Source organism: Nocardia asiatica NBRC 100129 (assembly GCF_000308415.1).
GTDB classification, from domain to species: Bacteria; Actinomycetota; Actinomycetes; order Mycobacteriales; family Mycobacteriaceae; genus Nocardia; species Nocardia asiatica.
Genome location: NZ_BAFS01000038.1, coordinates 1 through 24,564, shown reverse-complemented (window position 1 = coordinate 24,564; position 24,564 = coordinate 1). Strand labels below are relative to the sequence as shown.

At 70.2% G+C, this 24,564-nt stretch carries 13 protein-coding genes; 5 read left to right on the top strand and 8 right to left on the bottom strand.

Annotation, left to right across the window (positions count from 1 at the left end):
- The coding region (locus ON27_RS04400; RefSeq protein ID WP_043719706.1) for a DUF7144 family membrane protein at positions 1–298 on the top strand (298 nt) is incomplete at its 5' end.
- Positions 299–351: 53 nt separating this feature from the next.
- Here the strand turns inward: ON27_RS04400 and ON27_RS04395 are convergent.
- The 7 genes from ON27_RS04395 to ON27_RS04365 all read right to left on the bottom strand — a co-directional run bounded on the left by ON27_RS04395 (position 352) and on the right by ON27_RS04365 (position 19,199).
- Positions 352–1,224, bottom strand: a complete 873-nt coding sequence (locus ON27_RS04395; protein ID WP_086007425.1) for a dioxygenase family protein — start codon at positions 1,222–1,224, stop codon at positions 352–354.
- Between the two features lie 160 nt (positions 1,225–1,384).
- Positions 1,385–2,203, bottom strand: a complete 819-nt coding sequence (locus ON27_RS04390) for an ABC transporter permease (protein WP_043719699.1) — start codon at positions 2,201–2,203, stop codon at positions 1,385–1,387.
- Positions 2,203–3,021: an ABC transporter permease gene (locus ON27_RS04385; protein ID WP_043719695.1), complete on the bottom strand. Its 819-nt coding sequence runs from the start codon at positions 3,019–3,021 to the stop codon at positions 2,203–2,205. Before ON27_RS04385 ends, ON27_RS04390 begins: the two co-directional genes overlap by 1 nt.
- Complete coding sequence (locus ON27_RS04380; RefSeq protein WP_043719691.1) at positions 3,018–4,004, bottom strand: ATP-binding cassette domain-containing protein; 987 nt, start codon at positions 4,002–4,004, stop codon at positions 3,018–3,020. Before ON27_RS04380 ends, ON27_RS04385 begins: the two co-directional genes overlap by 4 nt.
- On the bottom strand, positions 4,001–17,302 hold the full coding sequence (locus tag ON27_RS04375; protein WP_043719688.1) for a non-ribosomal peptide synthetase: 13,302 nt from the start codon (positions 17,300–17,302) through the stop codon (positions 4,001–4,003). The genes ON27_RS04380 and ON27_RS04375 overlap by 4 nt, the downstream gene beginning before the upstream one ends.
- 200 nt (positions 17,303–17,502) lie before the next feature.
- Positions 17,503–17,964, bottom strand: a complete 462-nt coding sequence (locus ON27_RS04370) for an AMP-binding protein (RefSeq protein ID WP_043719684.1) — start codon at positions 17,962–17,964, stop codon at positions 17,503–17,505.
- Between the two features lie 140 nt (positions 17,965–18,104).
- On the bottom strand, positions 18,105–19,199 hold the full coding sequence (locus tag ON27_RS04365) for an ABC transporter substrate-binding protein (protein WP_083887377.1): 1,095 nt from the start codon (positions 19,197–19,199) through the stop codon (positions 18,105–18,107).
- A 188-nt stretch (positions 19,200–19,387) separates the two neighbouring features.
- On the opposite strand from ON27_RS04365, the gene ON27_RS04360 reads away from it, so the two are divergent.
- Together ON27_RS04360 and ON27_RS43830 are read left to right on the top strand one after the other, a co-directional pair.
- Positions 19,388–19,867, top strand: a complete 480-nt coding sequence (locus ON27_RS04360) for a hypothetical protein (RefSeq protein WP_043719681.1) — start codon at positions 19,388–19,390, stop codon at positions 19,865–19,867.
- A 27-nt stretch (positions 19,868–19,894) separates the two neighbouring features.
- Positions 19,895–20,503 carry a hypothetical protein gene (locus tag ON27_RS43830; protein ID WP_043719677.1) on the top strand — a complete coding sequence of 203 codons (609 nt, stop codon included), beginning with the start codon at positions 19,895–19,897 and terminating at the stop codon, positions 20,501–20,503.
- Between the two features lie 61 nt (positions 20,504–20,564).
- Here ON27_RS43830 and ON27_RS04350 read toward each other — a convergent pair whose 3' ends face one another.
- Positions 20,565–21,371 carry a VOC family protein gene (locus tag ON27_RS04350; protein WP_043719674.1) on the bottom strand — a complete coding sequence of 269 codons (807 nt, stop codon included), beginning with the start codon at positions 21,369–21,371 and terminating at the stop codon, positions 20,565–20,567.
- 669 nt (positions 21,372–22,040) lie between these two features.
- On the opposite strand from ON27_RS04350, the gene ctaD reads away from it, so the two are divergent.
- Together ctaD and ON27_RS04340 are read left to right on the top strand one after the other, a co-directional pair.
- A complete protein-coding gene (gene ctaD, locus ON27_RS04345; protein ID WP_083887376.1) occupies positions 22,041–23,783 on the top strand; it encodes an aa3-type cytochrome oxidase subunit I in 1,743 nt (580 codons plus the stop codon).
- A 196-nt stretch (positions 23,784–23,979) separates the two neighbouring features.
- Positions 23,980–24,564 (top strand): ACT domain-containing protein (locus tag ON27_RS04340; RefSeq protein WP_043719709.1); only part of this gene is annotated, 585 nt, incomplete at its 3' end.

The following is a 24,564-nucleotide window of genomic DNA, read 5'->3' as shown; positions in this document are numbered from 1 at the left end:
GGCCGTCGCGGCGATCGGCGGCCGCGAGGTCTTCGTGGTGACCGAGGATCAGGTGTTCCTGGTCGGCGTCGCCGCATGGGGCTGGATACATCTGTCGATCGGGGTGCTGGTGGTGATCGCGGGCCTCGGCATCGTGACCGGAAAACCCGCGGCCTTTCTCGCCGGTCTCGTGCTGGCGGCGATCAGCATCCTGGACAATTTCCTGTTCGTGTCGATCTACCCGTTCTGGGCGCTGGTGCTGATCGCCGTCGACGTCCTGGTGATCTGGGCGCTGGCCAGGCAGCTCGCGGCCGGATAGCGCTCCGCCGCCGGAAGACCCGCCCGCGCGGGCAAGGGACGAACGGGCCGCTGCTACCGCGGCGGCCGACCGCCAGGCGCGCCGCCGGGCGGTCGCCCATCCGGCGGCGTACCGGAACCGTTGCCCGACTGGGTGTTCTGCGATTTCTCGGCGACGCCCACGGTGAGCGAGACGCGCAGACCGGAGGACGGCGTGCCCGTCACGGTGGCCAGTTCCGCGTCCCAGCCATCGCCGAAGACGTTGTCGGAGGCGAGCGTGACCTGAGAGAGGTTGGCGACACTGCGCGCGTATCCGGAGTCGTGGGCGAAAACCGCGTCGCAGGTTTCCTGCGGGAGCGCGATCTGTGAGGTCAGCCGTGCGTTCTGGCCCGCGACCGCGGTCTCCAGCGAGTCGTAGACCTCGAAGTGGATGTGCGGCCAGCGGCCCGAGTAGCAGGCCGGGAAGATTGACGTGAAGGTCACTTTGCCGTCCGCGTCGGCCACCTGTACGCCGCGCAGATAGTTCTGCTCGGTGACGCCCTCGCTGTAGAGCGAGTAGTTGCCGTCCCGGTCGCAGTGCCACACGTACACCGCCATGCCCGCCCCGGCGGCGCCCCCTTCGGCCAGGTCGCGCAGCGTCAGTTCGAGCGTCGTCGCGACGCCCTGCGCGACACCGGAGTACGAGCCGAACGAGGTGGTGATGTCGCTGCGCACCACGCCGGATTCGACCAGCACGTTCGGTCCGTTCGACCCGTCGCCCGGATACGGTCCCGCGGTTTCCTGCGGGGCCGCGGCGGGCGCGCCGGATTGCGTGGTGGCCGCGGCCCCGGTCGTGCTGGTGGACGCCGTATCGGTCGAACCCGACGCGCAGCCCGCCGCCACAGCCGCCGCCCCCGCGGTCGCGCCGAGGAAGAACAGGGCGCGGCGCCGGGACACCATCACCTTCATGTCGTGTGCGAGGCCGAGATCGTGCTCGTGCGCCTCACCGCGTCGTGCGCCCACAGTCTGCCTTTCGTTCGAGGAGGTCGTTCTTCTGCGACGTTAGGAACGGGCGCTCGGGGCAGGCTGGGGCCGGGCTGGGAGTTCGCTGTGGACGGGCGGCCGGGATTCAGCGCCTGCTGGCCCGGCGGTAGCCGATGGTCGCGGGCACCGCGAACAGGACGATCGCGCCGAGCGACCACACGACGGTGAGGGTGAGCGAGCGCGCGAGCGGGCCGCCGGACGCGAGCGCGCGCATGGTGTCGACCGCCACCGACATGGGCTGGTTGCGCACCACCGGTTGGATCCATTTGGGGAAGGCGACCAGCGGGACGAATCCGGTGCTGAAGAACATCATCAGCGAGGTGAGGATGGTGATCCCCTCCACCAGCGTCGATTTCGCGGTGAAGACCGCGACCGAGGTGACGATGGTGGCGAAGGCGAGGCCGAACAGCACCGGAACGAACAGGAAGACGATCGTCGCCGCGACGCCCTGGTGGAAGCGGAACCCGAGCACGATGCCCACCGAGACCACCGCGAGGGTGCACACGAAGATGCGGCAGCCCTCCGCGAGCACCCGCGAGGCCAGGCCGGAGGCGCGGTGCACCGGCAGCACCCAGAAGCGGGCCAGCAGGCCCGCGTCGCGTTCGCGGCCGAGCAGGACGCCGCCGGCCACCGCGCCGGACAGCGCGCCGACCAAAGCCACCATGGGCACCGAGCCGTACAGCGCGCTCTCGCCGGTGAACTTCCGGATCTGCCCGCCGATCACGGTATTCAGCATGACCAGCAGCAGGCACGGGACGATCAGCGTCTCCAGCAGCGTGACCGGGTTGCGCGCCCAGCGCAGCAGCAACCGCTGGGTCTGGATCAGCGTGTGCCGCACCAGCGCCGACAGCGACATCTCCGAGCCCGCGCGCTGCCGATCCGGGCGATCCGCCAGCACTACCATCATGCCCTCCTCGAGCTGAGCCGGATCGACAGCGGAACGCAGACGAGCAGGATGCCGAGCGCCCACGCCAGCGGCGGACCCAGCAGCGTCCAGCTCACCTGGCCCGCGTTCGGTCCGCTGTCACCGGCGAACGCGCGCAGGGCGACGGCCCACTGCGAGACCGGCTGATTGCGCACGAACGGCTGCACCCACTCCGGGAACTGGTCGGCGGGCGCGATTCCGGTGGACAGCATCCCGAAGATCAACGGCGGCAGCACCAGCGCCTGCGCGGTCGCCTCCGGGTTGCGCGACACGGTGCCGATCACGTCGCCGCCCCAGATCAGCGCGAGACCGATGAGCAGCGAGAACAGCACGAAACCGAGCGTGTGCGCGGCATCGAGGTGGAAGCGGAACCCGATGACGTGACCGCAGATCAACGCGGTGATCACGCCGATCGCCAACCGGAAGACGCTGCCGGACAACCGCGCCGCGACCGGGACCAGCGGGCCGATCGGCATGGCACCGAAGCGCCGGTTGAGGCCGGCGACCGAATCGGTGGCGGCGCGGAAAGCCGCCGAGACGGCCGTGAAAGCGGCGGCCTGCAGGATCACCAGCGGCATCATGAACTGCGCGTAGCTGCTGAATCCGGTGCCGATGATGGTCATGATGGTTTTCAGCGGGATGTAGAAGCTGGCGGTGAACGCCGCGGGCGCCAGCACCGAGGTGAGCACTTCGCCGGTCTGTATCGACGGCACGATCAGCCGGGAGGTGAGCACCCACCACTGTTGCGGGCGCAGCGGGGCCGCCCGGGTCTGGGACAGCCAGGTCGCCGTGGTCACGACACCACCTCCGGCCGCACGGTGTCCTCCGTCGTGGCCAGATGACCGGTGAGCTGGAGGAAGACGTCGTCGAGCGAGGGACGGCGCAGTGCGATGTCCACCAGTTCGACGCCCGCGCTGTCCAGTCGGCGCAACGCTTCGGCGAGCGTTTTCGCGCCGTCCGGGGCGGGCACGGCGATCCGATCGGAATCGGGCGTCAGCGCCGCCCGGTTCCCCGGCGGCAGCAGCGAACCGAGGGCCGCGGCGATGGCGGGCAGATCCTTCAGATCCAGCGGCACCACCTCGCAGTAGCTGCCGCCGGTCCGCGACTTCAGCTCGTCGGCGGTGCCCTGGGCGATGACCACGCCGTGATCGATGACGATGATCCGGTCGCTGAGCGCGTCGGCCTCTTCCAGGTACTGGGTGGTGAGCAGGGTGGTGATGCCCGCCTTCTTGAAGCCGGAGACCAGATCCCACACGCCTTGCCTGCTGCGCGGGTCCAGACCGGTGGTCGGCTCGTCGAGGAACACCACATCGGGCCGCACGACCAGACCGCAGGCGATGTCGATGCGCCTGCGCATACCGCCGGAGTAGGTGCCGACCCGGCGGCCTGCGGCGCGTTCGAGATCGAACTCGGCGAGCAGTTCGTCCGCGCGGGCGCGGGCGGTCCGCTTGCGCAGGCCCATCAGCCTGCCGAACATCACCAGGTTCTCGTAGCCGCTGAGCATGTCGTCCAGCGCGGCGTACTGCCCGGTCAGCATGATGCTGCGGCGCACCGCCGCCGGATCGGCCACCACGTCGTACCCGGCGACCGAGGCGCGGCCGCGGTCCGGGCGGATCAGCGTCGACAGGACGTTCACCATGGTGGTCTTGCCCGCGCCGTTCGGTCCGAGGATGCCGAGCACCTCGCCCGGCTCGGCCGTGAAATCGACTCCGCGTAGTGCCTTGACGGCGCCGAAGGATTTCTCGATCCCTTCGACGACGACTCCTTGGTCGGGATTCATCCTCGGCCTCCCAGATGTGCATCGAGCACGCGCGCGATGATCGGCAGCACCGCTGGCGCCGTCAATTCGTCGTGGGTGGCTTCGATGTCGTGGTTGATGATCTCGCCGGTCACGTACGGCCGCCAGCCGTCGGGACCGAAGATGTCGGAGGTGTCGACGGTCGCGCTGAAGTACACGATGTCGCCGTCGTACACCGGTCTGCGGTAGCCGGTTCTGGTGCGCGCGGCGGCGTTGTACGACCCGGCCATCCGCTCCAGCGTGGCGGCGTCGATCAGCGAGACGCCGCCGAGCCGTTCGCGGATCAGCTCCGCCGCCTGCTGCGCGGTCGCGTCCGCCGGGACGTCGTGGATGCCGAACACCGCGCCGAAGCTGTTGACGAACGACCCGGCGGTGAGCCGCTCGATGCTGTCGCCGTCGATGTCGGCGGTGTCGGCGTCCAGCAGCGCGACCACGCCTACCTCGGCGCCCTCGGCCTTCAGCCGCGCCGCCGCCGCGTGGGCGATCAGGCCGCCGAACGACCAGCCGAGCAGGTGATAGGGCCCGTGCGGTTGCAGTGCCCGGATCTCGCGCACGTAGCGGTCGGCGAAGTCCTCGATCGAGCGCGCGGGCGGTTCGTGTCCGCCGAGGTCGGGCGCTTGCAGACCGTAGATGGGACGGCCTGGTGCGAGTGCGTCCGCGAAACCGAGGTAGGTCCACGCCATTCCGGACGACGGATGGATGCAGAACAGCGCGGGTTCCGCGCCGCCGAGCCGGATCGGCAGCACCACGTCCAGCCCGAGCCCACCAGCCGCCGCACCGGCCGGTGCCGCCGTCGCCGCGGCTTCCTCCTCGGCGGCGGATCGCGCCGCCGGGGAAGTGGCGAAGCGCGCCGCCGCGCTCAGCGCGGTCAGCCAGAGGTCGGCCAGCTCGGCTACCTCGTCCTGGTCGAGCAGGGTGGACGGGAAGCCGAAGCTCGCTCGCAGCCGGTCGCCGATCACCACGGCGTTCACGTCGATCGCCGACTGCAGCGGCACGCCGGGATCTTCGGCGACGTGCACGTCGCCCAGTTCGTCGGTCGGCAGCCAGCCCAGACCTTCGAGACCGGCCGGGATGTCCCCGGTGGAGTACCTGCCGAGATAGTTGAAGCCGACGCGCCCCGGCAGGCGTTGCGGGAGCTGCCGCGCGGTCTCGGCGTTGAGGTAGCGCAGCAGGCCGAATCCGATGCCCTTGTCCGGCACCGCGAGCAGTTGATGTTTGACGGCGCGGATCGCCGTGCCCATCGCGGGCCCGCCGGCGAGCGCGTCGTCGATGTCGATTCCGGTCAGCTCCAGACGCACCGGGTAGATGCTGGTGAACCAGCCGATGGTGCGCGACAGGTCGGCGCCGGGCACCACTTCCTCTTGGCGGCCGTGCCCTTCCAGGCGCACCAGCGCCGACGGATCGCCGGATCGCCAGCGCACCAGCGCCAGCGCCAAAGTGGCCAGCAGGGCGTCGTTGACGCTGCCCTGGAACAAGCCGGGCAGGGTGGTGAGCAACGCGGAGGTGACCTCCGCGGACGCCGAGCGCTCGACCATCCGCAACGCGCCGGTCCGGTCGACGGCCGGATCCAGCTCGCGGCCGCCGATCACCGGGTCGGGTCCGGCCAGCAGATCGCGCCAGTACGCCAGTTCGGCGATCCGGTGTTCGGAGTGCGCCTCGTCGGCCAGCGCGTGCGCCCACCGCCGCATCGACGTGCCGGTCTCCGCGAGCACCGGGGTGGTGCCGGCCGATATCTGGGCCCACGCGGCCACCAGATCCGGCACCAGGATGCGCCAGGACACACCGTCGATCACCAGGTGGTGCGCCAGGACGATCAGCCGGCCCGAACCGGTGCGCGCGCCCGCGTCGCCCACCGGGTCCAGCCAGATGAATTGCAGGACCACGCCGTCCGCCGGATCGAGCCGATCGGCCGCGGCGTCCAGCTCGGTCATGGCGAACTCGTGCAGCTCGATCGGGTCGAGGGCGGTGAACTCGACGCGGTGCACCAGCGCGTCCACCTCGACCGAGCCGGGCGGGCCGACCAGAAGGCGCGGCCCGTCGTCGTCGGCGACCAGCCGGGCGCGCAGCATGTCGTGCCGGTCGATCGCGGCGGCCAGCACCGCGACGATCTGCGCGCGCTCGATTCCGACCGGCAGCTCAAGGACCGCGGTCTGGGCAAAGCGGTTGTACTTCCCGCCGCGTTCCAGCATGTAGTGCACGATCGGCGGGAGCGGCAGCTCACCCACACCGCCGCCGGGCAACTCGTCCAGCGTCACCGCGGCGCCGGCCGCGTCCACGGCCGCGGCCAGCGCGGCGACCGTGCGGTGCTCGAACACCTGCAGGGGCGTGCAGGTGATGCCCTGCTGCTTGGCCCGCGACACCAGCTGGATCGCCAGGATGCTGTCGCCGCCGAGCGCGAAGAACGAATCGTCGGCGCCCACCCGCGCCACCCCGAGCAGTTCGCCGAAAATCGTGGCCAGCTGCTGTTCGGTCGGCGTGCCCGGCGCACGGTACTCGGTGCGCTCGGCGGTGAACTCCGCTGCGGGCAGCGCCCTGCGGTCCAATTTGCCGACCGCGTTGAGCGGCAGCTCGTCCAGCACCACGAAAGCCGAGGGCACCATGTAACCGGGCAGGATGTCGGCGGCGAACGCGCGCACCTTCGCCACGTCGAGTTCGGACCCGGGCGCGCGGACGAGGTAGGCCGCCAGCGCGGTGGCCCCGGTGGGGCCGGGCACGCCGAGCGTCACCGCGAAGTCGACGCCTTCGGCGCGCCCGAGCACCGCGTCGATCTCGCCGAGTTCGATGCGCTGGCCGCGCACCTTGACCTGGAAGTCGGTGCGGCCCAGGTACTCCAGCTCCGGTCCCGCGTCGCCGCGAATCCAGCGCACCAGGTCGCCGGTGCGATACATCCGCTCGCCCGCCGCGCCGAACGGGTCGGCGATGAAGCGAGCCGCGGTGAGGCTCGGCCGCGCGTGGTATCCGCGCGCCAGCGCCGGTCCGGCGAGGTACAGCTCACCCGCCACGCCGAACGGAACGGGCCGCAGTCGATCGTCCAGGACCAGCACTCGCGCGCCCTGCACCGGTGTGCCGATCGACACCGGGGCGCCCACGGACAGCGGCGCGGAACCCGTCGCCCAGATGGTGGATTCGGTCGGACCGTACAGGTTGACCATGGTGCGGCCGGTGGCCCAGCGTTCGACCAGCTCGGCGCCGACCGCCTCACCGGCCACCGCGAGCACCCGGACACTGGTCACCTCGGCCGGGTCGATGGTGGCCAGCGCGGACGGGGTGATCACCATGTGGGTGACCTGCTCGGCGTCGATCAGTTCCGCCAGCGCGCTACCGCCGAACACGTCCACCGGAGCGACCACCGACGCGCCGCCGGAACCGAACGCCATGATCGCCTCGAACACCGACGCGTCGAAACTCGGCGACGCCACCTGCAACACCCGGGACCGCTCGTCCAATCCGAGCGAATCCCGTTGCGCCGCGACCAGATCGGCGATGCCCCGATGCGAGACCGAGACCCCCTTCGGCGTGCCGGTGGAGCCGGAGGTGTAGATCATCCACGCCGCGTTGTCCGGCCGGATGGGGCCGGGCAGTTCGCGCTCGCTCAGCGGACGGCTGCTCGCGGCGCTCCAGCGTTCGACCAGGGCGAGGTCGTCGAGCACCAGCCAGTTCGTGCTGTCGGGCAGCATCGGCCGGAACGCGGCGAGGGTCAGGCCCAGTGCCGCGCCGGAGTCGGTGAGCATGTGGTCGATGCGGTCGACCGGATGCTTCGGATCGACCGGCAGGAACGCCGCGCCCGCCTTCGCCGCCGCCCACATTCCGGTGAGCAATTCCGCCGAGCGCGGCAGGCCCAGTGCCACGACGGTTTCCGGACCGCCACCGGACTCGAGCAGGACGCGGGCCAGGCGAGTGGCGTGCGCGTCGATCTCGGCGTAGGTGGTGGTGTGCCCGCCCACCACGAGGGCGGGACGATCCGGGTACCGCCGCACGGTCTCGGCCAGCAGGTGCGGCAGGGTCGTGGTCGCGGCTGCCGCGTTGCCGTACACCGGCACCAGGATGGCGCGCTCGGCGTCGTCGAGGATGTCGATGTCGGCGATGCGCACGTCGGGCCGGGTCAGCGCCGCGGCGAGCACGCGCCGCCACCGGCCGGCGAACACGGCCGTCGTCGCCTCGTCGAACAGGTCCGTCGCGTAGGTCAGCACGGCGTCGATACCCGCCGGACCGCTGTCGGTGAAACGCTCGCGCAGATCCAGGGTCAGGTCGAACTGGGAGGCGTCGCGCTCGAAATCCTCCACCTCGAACCGCAGGCCGGGCAGCTCGAGCACCGGTTCGACGAAGTTCTGCAGTGACAGCGAGACCTGGAACAGCGGGTGGTGCGCGGTCGAGCGAGCCGGGTCCAGCACCTGGACCAACCGCTCGAAGGGCACGTCCGCGTTGGCGAAGGCGTCCAGGTCGGCGGATCGGACGGTGTCCAGGAACGCCGCGAAGCTCCGGCCGGGATCGACCGGGGTGCGCAGCGCCAGGGTGTTGACGAACATGCCGACGAGCTGGTCGAACGCCTCCTCGCCGCGACCTGCGACCGGCGTGCCGATCAGCACGTCGCCGGTGCCGCCGAGGCGGGCGAGCAGGGCCGCGAGCGCGGCGTGCACGACCATGAACGGGCTGACGCCGTGCGCGGCGGCGAAGTCCACCAGCGCCCGGTGCGTCCGGCTGTCCACGGTGAACCCGAAGTCGGCGCTGTGCATGGTCTGCACTGCCGGGCGTGGCCGGTCGGCGGGCAGTTCCAGCACGTCGGGCGCACCCGCGAGGGTCTCGCGCCAGAATCCGATCTGGCGCGCCGCCAGTGATCGCGGGTCCGTCTCGTCGCCGAGCACCTCGCGATGCCAGAGCGCGAAGTCGGCGTACTGCACCGGCAGCGGGACCCGGGCGGCGTGCCCGCCGCCGGCCCGCTCGGAGTAGGCGGCGACCAGGTCGGCGGCCAGCGGCGCCATCGACGCGCCGTCCGCGCTGATGTGGTGCACCACCAGCACGACGACGTGCACCGGCGGCGTGGCGGCCGCGCTCGCGCCAGTGGTCGCGGCGTAGCTCGACGCCACCGGTGCGTTCCCGGCGGCGGGGCCGGAGGAGACCGGCGCCGCCCCGGTGGAAGGACCGGACGACACCGGCCCCGCGCCTGCCGAAGGCTCCGGGCCGCCGTGCAGCCGGAACAGACCCACCCGCAGCGGCGGTTGGGTGGCGAGGTCGAATCCGGTGGCCGCCAGCTCGCTGATCCGCTCGCGCAGCGCGGGGCCGTCCTCGGCGTCGGTCACCGGCATGGCGGGCACCGCGACGTCGACGCCGACCACCACTTGGCGCGGGCCCTCCGCGTCCGCCGGGTAGAGCGTGCGCAGGCTCTCGTGCCGCTCGACCACGTCGGCGAGAGCGCCGCGCAGCGCTGACACGTCCAGATCGCCGGTGAGCCGCAGCGCCACCGCGATGTTGTAGGCGGGCGAGGCCGGATCCATCCGGTTGAGCACCCACATGCGCTGCTGCGCGGGGGACAGCGGCACGCGATCGGGCCGGATCCGCGGCGCGAGGACGAACCGGCCCGGCGCCGCGCCGGTGGCGGGGACCACCCGGGCCGACAGCTGGGCCACCGTCGGCGCGTCGAACAGGTCGCGCAGCGCGATCCGCGATCCGAGCGCCGCGTTCACCCGGGCCACCACCTTGGTCGCGCTCAGCGAGTTGCCGCCGAGTTCGAAGAACGACTGGTCGACGCCGACGCGCTCGCGGTCGAGCACCTCGCCGAACACCGCGGCCACCGTCTCCTCCACCGGTGTGCTCGGCGCGAGGTAGGGCCGGTGACTCTCCGCGAAATCCGGCACCGGAAGGGCTTTGCGGTCGAGTTTGCCGACCGGGGTGAGCGGGATGGAATCGAGCACCACGAGGTAGCCCGGCACCATGTAGCCGGGCAGCTCGGCGGCCACCTGGGCGCGCAGCCGCTCGACGTCCAGGCGCACGCCCTCGGCGGGCAGCACGTAGGAGACCAGCACGGTGGTGCCGGCCGGGCCGGTGCGCCCGATGGTCACCGCGTACTCGACCTCGTCGTCGCGGGAGAGCACCGCGTCGATCTCGCCCAGCTCGATGCGCAAGCCGCGGATCTTGACCTGGAAGTCGCTGCGGCCCAGATATTCCAGCTCGTAGCCGCCGTCGTCGCCGACCCAGCGCACCATGTCGCCGGTGCGATACATCCGCCCGCCGGGTTCGCCGAACGGGTCGGCGACGAACCTGCTCGCGGTCATCTCGAACCGGTTGAAGTAGCCGCGGGCGAGCGCGGGACCGGCCAGGTACAGCTCGCCGGGCACCCCCACCGGCACCGGACGCAGCCAGGCGTCCAGCACCATGGTCGCCGCGCCGCGGATGGGTCCGCCGATCGTGATCGGCTCGTCCGCGACGAGTTCGCCGGGTCCGGTCGCCCAGATGCTGAATTCGGTGGGGCCGTACAGGTTCACCATGCGCCTGCCCGGCGACCACCGCTCGATCAGCTCCGGCGTCGCCGCCTCGCCCGCCACCGCCAGCACGCGCAGGTGTTCCAGGCCGCCCGGTTCCATGGTGGCCAGCGCCGACGGCGTGATCACCGCGTGCGTGACGCGCTGGGTGCGCAGCAGCGTCTCCAGTTCCGTCCCGCCGTACACGTCCGGCGGCGACACCACCAGCCTGCCCCCCGCGCCGTGCGCGATGAGCAGCTCGAACACCGAGGCGTCGAAGCTCGGCGAGGCCACCTGCAAGGCGCTGGCGGTGTGATCCAATCCGAGCGTCTCGCGTTGCGCGGCCACGAGATTCGCGATGCCGCGGTGGCTGAGCAGCACGGCCTTCGGCTTGCCGGTGGAACCGGAGGTGTAGATCAGGTACGCCGTCTGGTCGAGGTCGATCGGGCCGCCGCGCTCATCGTCGGTGATCGGCGCTTCGGAGACGGTCATCACCCGCCGAATGGTGTTGAGATCGTCCAGCAGCAGCCAGTCGATCGTGCCGGGCAGCGTCTCGCCGGTCGCGGTGACCGTCACGCCGATCGGCGCCTTCGAGTCGCTGAGCATGTGCTCGATGCGCTCCACCGGGTAGTTCGGGTCCAGCGGAGCGAACGCCGCGCCGGTCTTGGCCAGTGCCCACACCGCCACCACCGACTCCAGCGAGCGGGTGAGCGCCAGCACGACGAACACTTCGCGCCCTACCCCGCGGCGCAGCAGCACCCGGGCGAAGCGGTTGGACCAGGCGTCGAGTTCGCCGTAGCTCATGGTGAGCTCACCGGCGGTGATCGCGATCGCGTCGGGATCGATCCGCGCGCCCGCGGTGAGCAGTTCGGGCAGCGTGGCCTGCGGCACCGACGCCGGACCGCGCACCGGCACCAGCGCGGCGCGCTCGGCGTCGTCGCAGTACTGCAACTGCGAGACCAGTGCGTGCGGGTTGTCCGCGAGCTGAGTGAGCAACCGGACGAAGCGATCCAGCAGCGGTCGCGCCGCCTGCTCAGGAAGCTGGTCGGCCAGGTACTTCAGTGTGATCCGCAGGGTGTCGCCGCCGTCGTCGCCGCGCAGCGGGATCACCATGAGGTTCAGCGGATACGGCGTCGCGTCGGTGCCCTCCACGTCGAGCACCCGCATGCCCGCGATGTCCAGCGCCTGCGACAGCGCTTCGCGATCGATGGGGTAGGACTCGAACACGGTCAGCGTGTCGAACAGTTCGGCGAGGCCGACGGCCTGGTGAATGGCGGCCAGTCCGACGTGCTGATGGTCCATCAGCCGCGCCTGCTCGGCCTGCAGGCGCGCGAGCAGGTCGGACACCTTCTCCGCCGGATCGAGCCGCACCCGCACCGGCAGCGTGTTGATGAACAGGCCGACCATCTGTTCGACCCCGGCCAGTTCCGGCGGGCGTCCGGAGACGGTGCCGCCGAAGACCACGTCGGTGCGACCGGTGAGCATCGTCAGCAACATCGCCCAGGCGGCTTGCACCAGGGTGTTCACCGTGGCGCCCGCTTCCCGCCCCGCCGTCTCCAGTCGAGCCACGGTGGCACGGGAGAGGTCGGCGGAGATCATCCCGGTTTCGGTCGATTCGATCCCCGCGAGGGTCGGCACCGCGCGGGTCGGCGTGTCGACCCCGGCCAGCGATTCGGTCCACGCCGTGAGGGATTGCGCGTCGTCCCTGGCCGCCAGCCAGGACAGGAACTCGCGGTAGGAGTGCGCGGGCGGCAGGGCCGCGGGGTCACCGTCGGTGACGTACAGGGTGAGCAGTTCGCGCACGAGCAGCGGCGTCGACCAGCCGTCCAGCACCAAGTGGTGGTTGGTGAGCACGAAACGGTAGGTATCGGAGTCGATCCGGATCAGCGTGCAGCGCAGCAGCGGCGGACGGGTGAGGTCGAATCGGGTGCGCGCGTCCAGCGCGATCAGGCGATCGAGCTCTCCGGTCCGCTCGTCCTGGTCGGTGATGCCGGTGAGATCGGCTTCGCGCCAGTCGATCTCGGCGTCGGCCAGCACCAGCTGGCGCGGACCGTCCTCGGTCTCCACGAAGGCGACACGCAGGTTCTCGTGGCGGGTCACCAAAGCCTGTGCGGCGCGGCGCAACCGAGCCGCGTCGACCGTGCCGGCCAGGGTGAGCAGGGACTGCACCGTGTAGCCGTCGGCGGTGTCGGAGTCGTAGAGCGCGTGGAAGAGCAGGCCGTATTGCAGCGGCGAGAGCGGCCACACATCGGCGAGGTTCGGATAGTCGCGCTCCCAGGCGTCGATCTGCGCCTGGGTGACGGGGAGCAGGTCGAAGTCCGACGGTGTGCGTCCGCCCGCGCCCGGCGTTCCGGCGTGTTCGGCCAGCGCGCCGAGCGCCTGCTCCCACAGCGTAGCGAGTTCGTCGATCTCCGCCCGATCGAACAGCCGTCCGGCGTAGGCCCAGGTCACTTCGAGGCCGGCGTCGGTGAGCACGGCGTTGATGTCCACCGCGGCGGCCAGCGGCGCGCGGTCGTCCTGGGTGGCGGCGAACCGGCGCGGCAACCACGCCTGGGCCTCCCCGCCGGTGGACGCGCGACCGAGGTAGTTGAAGCTGATCTGCGGAGTGGGCGCGTGCGCGAGCGCCGCGGCGGTGTCCGGCACCAGGTAGCGCAGCATCCCGAAGCCGATGCCTTTGTCCGGCAGGGCGCGCAATTGCTCTTTGGTCGCCTTGATCGCGGCGCCCGCCGCGGCACCGCCCCCGAACGCGTCCGTCAGATCGATGCCGGCCAAGTCGACCGCGACGGGATAGACGCTGGTGAACCAACCCACAGTGCGGGCCACGTCGGCCCCTGGCAGGACGGATTCCGCGCGGCCGTGACCCTCCAGGGTGAACAGCGCCGCGGTGCGCCCGCGCCACCGGGCCACCGCCAGCGCGAGCCCGGCCAGCAGCACGTCGTCGGCGCCGCAGTGGAAACGATCCGGCGCGACGGTGAGCACGGTCCGCGCGATGTCGGGCGCCACGACAGTGGTCCGGTGCGCCATGGTGGCTACCACGTCGAGGGCGGGATCCATCGGCGCCGAACCGAGCGCGGCATCGGGAGTGGCCAGAACTCGTTGCCACAGTGGCAATTCCGTGGTGCGCGTGGCGGCGTGCGCACGCTGTCCGTGCGCCCAGCGCCGGAACGAGGTGCCCACCGGCGCGAGCGGTGCGCCCAGCGCGGCGGTGGCCAGATCCGGCAGCAGGATGCGCCAGGAAACCCCGTCGGTGACCAGATGGTGCAGCACCAGCCACAGCAGCGGCGCGCCTTCGGCGCGCTCGATCCACACGAAGCGCGCGATCACGCCCGCCTTCGGCTCCAGCAGGTCGGCGGCGCGCTGCAACTCGCGCTCGCAGGTCGCGTCGAGATCCTCGTCCTCGGCCACGACCTCGAGCAAGCCGCCCGCGTCCACCGCGCCGGGTTCGGCGACCACCCAGCTCCAGTCGTCCCCGGCGCGGCGCAGCGTCGAGCGCAGCACGTCGTGCCGGTCCAGCAGCGCCTGCAGCGCGGCGACCAGACCCGCGCGCTCGAGGCCGGAAGGCAGCTCGATGAGCACGGCTTGGGCGAACCGCCGCCAGGTGTCACCCGGCTCGAGCATCGCGTGCACGATCGGCGTGAGCTCCACCTCGCCGACCCCGCCGCCGGGCAGTTCGTGCACCACCGCGACCGGCACGTCGGTGGCCACCGCGGCCAGCGCCGCGACGGTCTTGCGCTCGAAGACGTCGCGCGCGCTGAAGCCGAGCCCGGCCGCCTTCGCCCTGGACACCAGCTGGATGGAGACGATGCTGTCGCCGCCGAGCGCGAAGAAGCTCTCGTCGACGCCCACCGAGTCCAGGCCGAGCACCTGCGCGAACAGCGCGGCGAGCGTCTCCTCGCGCGGCGTGGACGGCGGTCTGCTCGTGGTGGTTCGGGCGCCGAATTCGGGGGCGGGCAGCGCTTTGCGGTCCACCTTGCCCAGCGGCGTGAGCGGGAGGCTGTCGAGCACCATGACCACCGCGGGGACCATGTAGGCCGGAAGCGACTCGCCGGCAGCGGCTTTCAGCGCTTCCGGATGGATCTCCGCCCCCGGCTTCGGCAGTACGTACGACACGAGCGCGGTTGCGCCCGAACCGGTTTCGACGCCGAGGGTGAGCGCGAAGTCGACGTCGGGATGCCGCTGCAAGGCGGCGTCGATCTCGCCGAGCTCGATGCGGAAGCCGCGCACCTTCACCTGGAAGTCGCTGCGGCCTTGGTACTCCAGTTCGACGCGTCCGTCGTGCTCCACCCAGCGCACCAGGTCCCCGGTGCGGTACATGCGTTCGCCGATCGCGTACGGGTTCGCGACGAAACGGTCGGCGGTGAGCCCGTTGCGCCGGTGATAACCGCGGGCCACACCGGGACCGGCGAGATACAGCTCACCGGTGGTACCCGGCGGCAGGGGCCGCAGCCACGGGTCGAGAACCACGGCCGACACATCACGGGCCAGCCCGCCGATGGTGATCGGGCCGTCGGGGGTCAGCGGGGCGCTGAGGGTGACGGTGATGGTGGTCTCGGTGGGGCCGTAGCCGTTCAGCAGGGTCCGGCCGGACCATTTCGCGACCAGCTCCGGCGGGCAGGCGTCCCCGCCGACGATCACCGTGCGCAGCTCGGGCAGGGTCGCCGGGTCCAGCGATCCCACGACGGCGGGAGTCACGTTGAGGTGCGTGACGCGGTGCGCGCGCAGCACGTGGGCCAGCTCATCGCCCGCGTACGCCGAGGGCGGGACGACGGCCAGCGTCGCGCCCGCCGCGAGCGTGACCACGATCTCCTCGACGGAGATGTCGAAACTGGGCGAAACCGCATGAGCAACAACGGATTCCGCGTCGATGCCGAAACCGGCGCCGGAACTCGCCACCAGGTTGGCCAGTCCGCGGTGGGAGACCAGTACGCCTTTGGGCAGCCCGGTCGAGCCGGAGGTGTAGATGATGTACGCCACCTGGTCCGGGTGCACCGCGGCGGTTCGCTCGGCGTCGGTCAGCGGCGCGGCGTCCTGATCGGCGACCGCCCGCTCGGTCGTCTCGTCGTCGAGGATCAGCCAGGACACCCGGTCCGGCAACGACTTTCGCGCGGAATTCAGGGTGATTCCCGCGACGACGCCGCTGTCGCCCACCATGTGCTCGATGCGATCGGCCGGATAGGTCGGATCGATCGGCACGAAAGCCGCGCCGGTCTTCACCACCGCGATCGTCGCCAGGACCGACTGGACGGATCGTGGGATGGAGATCGCCACGGTGCGTTCCGGTCCGGCTCCCGCGCCGATCAGCACCCGGGCCAACCGGTTGGTGTAGTCGTCCACCTGACGGTAGGTCAGCGCGGTCTCGTCGGCCACGAGCGCGGTCGCCAGCGGGTCGCGGGCGGCGCCGTCGGCGAGGATGGCGGGCAGCGTCCGCGCCGCGACGCCCGCGGGGCCGCGCCCGGGAGCGGAGCCGGCGCGCTCGTCCTCCGACAGCACGGAGACGGTCGCCAGCGGCGCGTCCGGTCCGGCGGCGAGGAAGCGGTGCAGGAACGACAGGAACCGGCGGTGCTGCGCGGTCAGCTCGGCGTCGGTGTAGAGATTGCCGTTGGCTTGGAAGTCGATGTGCGTGCTCTCGCCGCCGACGCCGGGATACAGATTGACGAACAGGTCGTCGATCAACCCCGAGGTCAGCACGTGCAACCGTCCGGTGACCGGGCCGAGCTGAATCCTGGTGTCGACCATCATGAGGTTCACCGAGGGGCCGAACGACACGGCTTCGTCCATCGGCCAGCCGAGGTCGCGGAAGATGTCCTCCTGCCGGTAGCGCTGGCGGCGCAGCGCCCCGGTCAGCTCGCCCTGGGCCGCGCGGATGACGTCCCCGACCGTCGTGGCCGGCGTCAGCCGCAGTCGCAGCGGGACCACGTTGGCGATCATGCCGCCGGAACGGCGCAGCGTCGCGGTGGTGCGCGCGGACACCGGGAGGCTCAGCACGACTTCGGGCGCGCCGGTCATCGCGGACAGATACGCGCCGAAGGCGGCGACCACGGTCGGCGCGACCCCGGAGGACACCTGGTCGGCGACGGCGTCGAGCAGTTCCGCGGTGCCCGTGGGCAGCGCGCCCGCGACGCGGCTCGGATGCCCGTTCACACCCGCGGTGCGACCGGCCAGGTTCACCGGGTCCGCCATGCCCTCGAGGTGGGCGAGCCAGTGCTCGCGATCCGCGGCGAAACGCTCCGAGCTGCGGTAGGCCAGATCCGCCTCGACGATCTTGCGCAGATCCTCCGCCTTCGCCGGTGGGGCCTCGCGCCCCTCGGCGGCGGCGTTGTAGAGCTCACCTGTGCGCTGCACCATGGTCAGCGCGCCCATGCCGTCGAGCACGATGTGGTGGATGCGCGAGTACCAGAACCAGCGGTCGGCGCCGACGCGCAGCATGGCGATGCGCACCAGCCGGTCGCGCGTCAGATCCAGCGGCGTCTCGTACTCCGCGCGCATCCAGGCGTGCGCGGCCGCCTCCGGGTCGGGTTCGGAGCGGAAGTCGAGCGTCTCCAGGCTGTCGTCGAGGCTCGGGTCGACGAATTGGAACGGATGACCCTCCACTTCGATCAGGCGGAGGTAGCCGGTGCCGAATTCGCGCCCGGACTGCCGCGCCGAACGCGCGAGCAGGTCCAGGTCGATCGGTCCGTTCAGTTCGACGTACTGGGCGATGGAGATCGGAGTGTCACCGGCGACGTGCTGGGCGAACCAGATGCCGCGCTGTGCCGCCGAGAGGGCGAAGGCCCCTTCGGGAAGACCTGTGTCCGTATCTTGCGCCGAGAGGGAAGGCTGTTGCATGACGTGTCCTACGTTCTGACCGCGGGTCGGGGCTACCCGGCGAGGACCGCCCGTAGCCACCGCGGTAGCGGTAGTACCTGCCGCCGCACAGCAGGCGGCAAGTCAATTCTGAACCGGCGCGGGCGGCGCTGCGGGGGTATTGCGCACACTGCGCGACCCGAACATCGCTGTTCGGGTCGCGTGGGGAGGGGTTTGCCCGGTCAGGCCGATGCGGGCAGCAGATCCAGGTCGGCCGCGCGCAGCGGGGCGGCGGAACTGGTCAGGTAGCGCTGCAGGGTGGAGCGCTCGTCCAGCACCAGCCAGGTGATCTCGCCGGCGTGCTCGGGCTGCTGGTCCTTGGTGGTGATGCCAACCGGGGTGCCGAGGGCGTAGGAGCCGTCCTCGGTGACCGGAACCGTGATCGCGCCGATCTTGGTGGCGGCCCGCTCGGCCACGACGGATTCGATCGGCTGGTCGATCGCCACCGCGATTCGGCTGCCGGGGCCCGCGCCGATGCCGAGCAGCAGCCGGGCCAGGCGGTTGGACCAGCGATCGAGTTCGGCGTAGGTGAGTTCGCAATCGGCGGTGGAGACCACGACCGCCTGCGGATCGACCTCGGCGACGGGCTGGGCCAGCGGCAGGACGTAGAGGTTGTCGGCGAGCGAGTCGGTCAGCGTGTGCATGTCGTGTCCTCGAGTGTCGATTGAGAGGTATTCGGCGTACCTCTGAATCTCGTCCTCGAAAGGGCTTTCCGACAGCAACCCCAGCGCTGGTCCGCGCACTCCGAGGGTGGGGGAAACCTCACCCAAGGGGTGGGCGGCGGTCAGTCGGTCACGTAGCCGTTGAGCGTGTTGCGCAGATCGGTGAGCAGGGCGCGGGCGGCGGTGAGGCCGTCGCCGTGCCAGACGCTGTCCTCCACGGCGAACACGCGGCGGTCGGTGGCGGCGCCGAGCTCCTTCCACTCGTCGGAGCGCAGCACCGCTTCACCGTGCTTCTTGCCCTCCGGGCCGGCGAGGATCACGTAGATCACGTCGCCCTCCACCTTCGAGGCCCACTCGTCCTCGCGCACGTCGAAGGACGCGCCGCGCTGGGCTCGGGGGCGCTGCACGCCCGCGTCGCCGAGCACCTGGCCGGAGAAGCTGTCGCCGCCCTGCACCCGGTCGGTGTCGGCGGTGAACCGGATGACCGACGCCTGGGTCTGGCTGGCCGCCAGCGCGGTACCGGTGTCCTTCGCCTCGGTGCGATAGTCCCGCAGTGCGGTCTCCGCGGCTTCGCTACGCCCCAAACCCGTTGCGAACGCGGCGAATTCGGCTTGCCAACCATTGTTCGCGCCGACCAAGATTGTGGGAGCGATTGCTTGCAACGCGCTGAAACTCGCCGCGCCGGAGGGGATCTCGCCCAGGATCAGGTCGGGGCGCAGGTCCGCGATGCGGGCCGGGTCGGGCTGCGCGGCGGTGCCGACGCCGGGAATCTTCAGCACGCCGGTGCCGAGGTAGGCCGGTTGCGGGCTCGGGCCGTCGATGGTCACCGCACCCACCACCCGCTCCCACAGGCCGAGCGCGCAGACCGCGTCCAGCGCGGAGGTGCTGAGCACGACGATGCGCTGTGGATCGGCGGGCACCTCGGAGACGCCCGCCGCATGGGTGACCGCGCGGGTCGCCCCGTCCGCCGGATCCGGCGCGCTCGGCAGCGCGCACGCGCGCGTGGTGTCGCGCTCCAGCCCGACGACCCCCGCGCCCGCGATGTTGGTGGTGGTGCGCACGATGGAGGCGGAATCGTCGGTGGAACCGCCGCAACCGGCGACGATCAGCGCGGCACACCCGGCCACCACGGCCCGGAACCGGCGACCGGCCGCACCATTCCGATCGCGAAGTGCACGAATTCGGACGCGTCCCTGTATCCCGTCGCTGACCGGCATGCGAGTGAGGGTACAGGTCGGCACGGGCCTTCCCCGGGTGAGGTCGCGGCATCCGGGCAACCGTCTGCCGAGCTCGGCCGGAACAGAACGGCAGTCCTGGCTCCTCCGTGCTTCCCGGCGCATTCCATTTGTGCTACCGTTTCGGCGAGTTCGCGCAGGGGAGTCGCGCGACGCCAACAGGGGGAATAATGAAGTTGATACTCGGTCGACTCGTGCTCGTCTTCTTCACGACATTCTGGACGCTTACCGTCGGGGCGGCGCAGGCGACGCCGCCGCCGGGTTCGCAATTCGATTACAAGAAGTTCGCCGCGGAGATGGCGGCGTGCGATGCTGATGGCAGCACGATGAGCGACAACCACATCCTCTACGGCGCGGTTCACCCCAACGGCTCCAAAATGCAACTGCGGTGCTACGCGCTGCGTCACATGATCGATGGCGGGCACGATCCGTTTCTCAACCCGCAAGCATTTCTGGACTGTGTGGATCGTCTGGTGAGCTTCGGATTTCCCCGGGACGGAAACAAACCGGGCCACAAAGTGAATATCCTCCAGTACAACGGCACCAGCAGCAGGGCGAAACTCGCCTACGATACGAATCGTGGGAACGACATCCTGACTGTCTATACTGAGCCGCGGGACAACGAGTGGTTCGCCTGTGCGACCATGTAATTCACTCGAACGGGGTGCGGTAGACGGATGGGCATACGACGACGCGAGCTGGTCACTGCTGCCAGGCAGAGTGAGGAAGCCATCGAGGACCCGCTCGTGCGGTTGCGGCTCGATCTCACGGAGATGGTGCGTTTCTGTGGCCGGGTATATTGCGACGAATCTTCCACTTATGCTCTGGCGGTCCACGCCCTTCGCGCACGGCACGCCATAGGGACCGTCGCGTCGCCGGAATTCCCTACCGAGTTCGATCGGCTGAGGATGGCGTCGCTGGACGGCGTAGCCGCAGAGATCGAGGGGTTGGATGCCGACGCCGTCGACTTGGTGAACGCGGACCGGATCGCCGACGGTCTGACGCGATTCTTCCAGCAGAGAAAAGTGTCCGAACGTCCGATGGCGGGGGTTTTCCTGATCTGCCTGAACGAGGCATACGCTGTCACCGGACGATATCGCGACCCATATCTCGGAGCGAGGAACATCGCGGAGATGCGGTTGTTCACCGATCCCGAAGACGAACAATTCGTGGCCTTGTGCGACGAATTGACCACAAAACTCGAGGATTCCACCGGCGGGGATGCCGGGGTCGTCGCGAGTATCGAGGCGGCCATGGCGGAGTTCACGCGCGTCCATCCGGTGTGACGGCGCACCGCCCGCACGAAGTGCCCGGCTAGCGCGCCGAACCTTCGTGCGGGCCGCCGGGTCAGGCTCGATTGCCGCCGATGCTGAAGCGGGCGCCGGTGGCGTCGGTGACGGCGGACATCCGGCCGTAGGGAGTGTCATCGGGCGGGGTGAGCACCGAGCCGCCGAGTTCGGCGAGTCGTTCGACGGTCTTGTCCACGTCGTCGGCGCCGAAGTAGACGGTCCAGGCGGCGGGGGCGCCTTCGGGCAGGAACGCCGAGGCGTCCATGACGCCGCCGAGCATCGGGCTCTCGGCGTGGATGGTGGAGTAGCGGAACTCCGGGGCGTCGGAGATGGTGAAGACATCCGACCAGCCGAACACCTCCCGGTAGAACGCCAGCGAGGCGTCGTAGGCGCGGGTGTGCAGTTCGAACCAGGACGGCGCGCCCTCGTGGCCGCTCCACTGCCCGCCGGAGACCAGCCCCATGGTCTCGAACCCGGGGAACGTTCCGGCCTCCCAGATGCCGACGCCCGCGCCCCCGACGTCGCCCAGCACGGCCATCGTGCCCAGTTCGCCCACCGCCATCGGCGGCACCACCAGCGACGCACCGGCCGCGGTCGCCGCGTCGACGGTGGTCTGGGCGCCGGAGCTGGACAGATACACCGTCCACTGTTCCGGGCTGTCGGTGTCGCCGGGCATCCTGGCCATCGCGCCCGCCACCGCTCGCCCGTCCTTGCGGAAGGTGACGTAGCCGCCGAACTCTTCACCCGCGCTCTCGGCGGTCCAGCCGAACAGGTCGCGGTAGAACTCGATACTCCGATCGAGGTCGGAGGTGTACAGCTCGACCCAGCACGGATCGCCGGGCTTCATACCCTTCGGTTTGGTCATCGCAGGTCTCCTGGCTGAGGTGAACTCGTCTCACGGATACAGACGCCCGTCGCCCACAGAACTCATCGGTCCCGCCACGCCGAGTGCGAACCTCGGAAGGCCGACACCGGCGCCAGCGCGCGAACCGCGCACACTTCAACCGTGTCGAACGTCCAGACCGACATGCGGACCTTTCCCGCCGCCCGCAGGCGCGCATTCCGAACTGGCCTCCCTGACCGGCCGCGTCTATATAGGCGCCCAGCACCCCCGAGCCCAGCACCCCCGTGCCCAAGCACCCCCGAGCCCAGCACGTCCGGCGCCCCCCAACCGCGAGCATCCAACTCGTGGATCGTCACCTACGTGCCCAGCGCACCTCAACCACGTCTTTCGAGCGAAGCGAGACCGAGCATCCGCCGTTCGCGGCCCGGCTCGCGTCCGAGTGGCCGCCGCGTCCGCGACGAAGGAGCAAGCGGCGGCCACTCGGACGCGAGCCACAAGGGGGCCGCGAACACGCCGCGACGAAGTCGCGGCCGAACAAATACGACAGAGAGTAGGACCCGTGCGGTCGGCTCCGGGGGCTCGGGTTTACGATTCGAAGAGCGCAAGCGAACTGTCGTCTGTCCCGACACCGGGATGGATGCGATCAGCGGAGCCTGCGGAGCGAATTGAAGGCACCTTTCAGGAGGATCAGTGACTGCCGTAGAGCCCCAGCCAGTCCCTCAGTTGGAAGCGACTCGGCCTTATCCGGCTCGGACCGGGCCGAAGGGCTCGTTCATCTACAAGATGGTCACCACCACGGACCCGAAGGTCCTGGGTGTCATGTACTTGACCACGTCGATGGGCTTCTTCATGATCGGCGGCCTGATGGCCCTGCTGATGCGCGGTGAGCTGGCGCGGCCCGGCCTGCAGTTCCTCTCGACCGAGCAGTTCAACCAGTTGTTCACCATGCACGGCACGATCATGCTGCTGTTCTACGCGACCGCGATCGTGTTCGGCTTCGCCAACATCATCCTCCCGTTGCAGATCGGCGCCCCCGACGTCGCCTTCCCGCGCCTGAACGCCTTCAGCTACTGGCTGTACGCGTTCGGCGCCAGCATGGCGACCGCGGGCTTCATCACCCCGGGCGGCGCCGCGGACTTCGGCTGGACGGCGTACGTGCCGCTGACCGACATCCTGCATTCGCCCGGTGTCGGCACCGACCTGTGGATCCTGGGCCTGGCGGTGTCCGGTCTGGGCACCATCCTCGGTGGCGTGAACATGCTGACCACCGTCGTCTGCCTGCGCGCTCCCGGCATGACCATGTTCCGGATGCCGATCTTCACCTGGAACATCGCCGTCACCAGCGTCCTGGTGCTGCTGGCCTTCCCGCTGCTGACCGCCGCGCTGTTCGGCCTGGCCTACGACCGCCACCTGGGCGGCCACATCTACGACCCGGCCACCGGCGGCATCCTGCTCTACCAGCACCTGTTCTGGTTCTTCGGCCACCCCGAGGTGTACATCATCGCGCTGCCGTTCTTCGGCATCGTCTCGGAGATCTTCCCGGTCTTCTCCCGCAAGCCGATCTTCGGTTACACCACGCTGGTCTACGCCACCCTGGGTATCGCCGCGCTGTCCATCGCGGTGTGGGCGCACCACATGTACGCCACCGGCGCGGTGCTGCTGCCGTACTTCTCGTTCATGACCTTCCTCATCGCGGTTCCGACCGGTGTGAAGTTCTTCAACTGGATCGGCACCATGTGGCGCGGTCAGCTGACCTTCGAATCGCCGATGCTGTTCTCCCTCGGCTTCATCGTCACGTTCCTCTTCGGTGGTCTGTCCGGTGTCATCCTGGCCAGCCCGCCGCTGGACTTCCACGTCACCGACTCGTACTTCGTGGTGGCGCACTTCCACTACGTGCTCTTCGGCACCATCGTGTTCGCCACTTTCGCGGGCATCTACTTCTGGTTCCCGAAGATGACCGGGCGGATGCTGGACGAGCGCCTGGCCAAGTGGCACTTCTGGGCGACCTTCATCGGCTTCCACACCACCTTCCTGGTCCAGCACTGGCTGGGCGCCGAGGGCATGCCGCGCCGTTACGCCGACTACCTGCCCAGTGACGGCTTCACCAACCTGAACACGATCTCCACGATCGGCGCCTTCGTGCTCGGCGCGTCGATGCTGCCGTTCCTGTGGAACGTCTTCAAGAGCTTCCGCTACGGCGAGGTGGTCACCGTGGACGACCCGTGGGGCTACGGCAACTCGCTGGAGTGGGCCACGACCTGCCCGCCGCCGCGGCACAACTTCTACGAGTTGCCGCGCATCCGCTCCGAGCGTCCCGCGTTCGAGCTGCACTACCCGCACATGATCGAGCGCATGCGCGCCGAGGCGCACGTGGGCTGGGGCTCGAGCAAGCACGCCACCGAGCTGCACGAGCCGAACGCCCTGGCGAAGTAGGGCGCTTCCGCGCCGGGGCGACGGACGGGCGAGGCCCGGCCGCGCCGTAGGATTCATCGCGACGAGTGTGCACCCGCTGGTCACCAGCGGGTGCACACTCGTTTGTGGAGATCGTTTGTGGAGATCAGTACGCACCGTGCGTTGCGACAACGACGTCCAGCACAGCGACGGCGACATCGAACATGGAGCGCATCAGTTGGCCGACACCACCGTCCTCGTCACCGTCACCGGGCCCGACCGTCCCGGTGTGACGTCCGTGCTGCTCACGGCCATGTCCCGGCACCGCGTGAGCCTGTTGGACGTGGAGCAGGTCGTGATCCGGGGCAGGCTGACCCTGGGCGTCCTGGTCACCTGCCCGAGTGACGCCGAGGCGTTGCAGGACGAGCTCGAAGAGGCGATGAACACCGTCGGCATGCACGTCGACGTGGAGGTGGACGCGGCGATCGGCAGGCAGCCGATGTCCACGCACGCGGTGGTCATCCTCGGCAGCCCGGTCACGGCGCGGGCGTTCAGCGCGGTGTCGCGGCAACTGGCCGCGCTGGGCGCGAACATCGACACCATTCGCGGCATCGCCGACTACCCGGTGACGGGCATGGAACTGATGGTGACCGCGATCGACTCCGGCCCGGACACCGACTCCCGGCTGCGCACGGCACTGGCCGAAGTCGCGGTGACCGAGCAGGTGGACGTGGCGGTGGAGCGGGCCGGGCTGGCCCGCCGCGGCAAGCGGCTGATCGTGTTCGACGTCGACTCGACGCTGATCCAGGGCGAGGTCATCGAG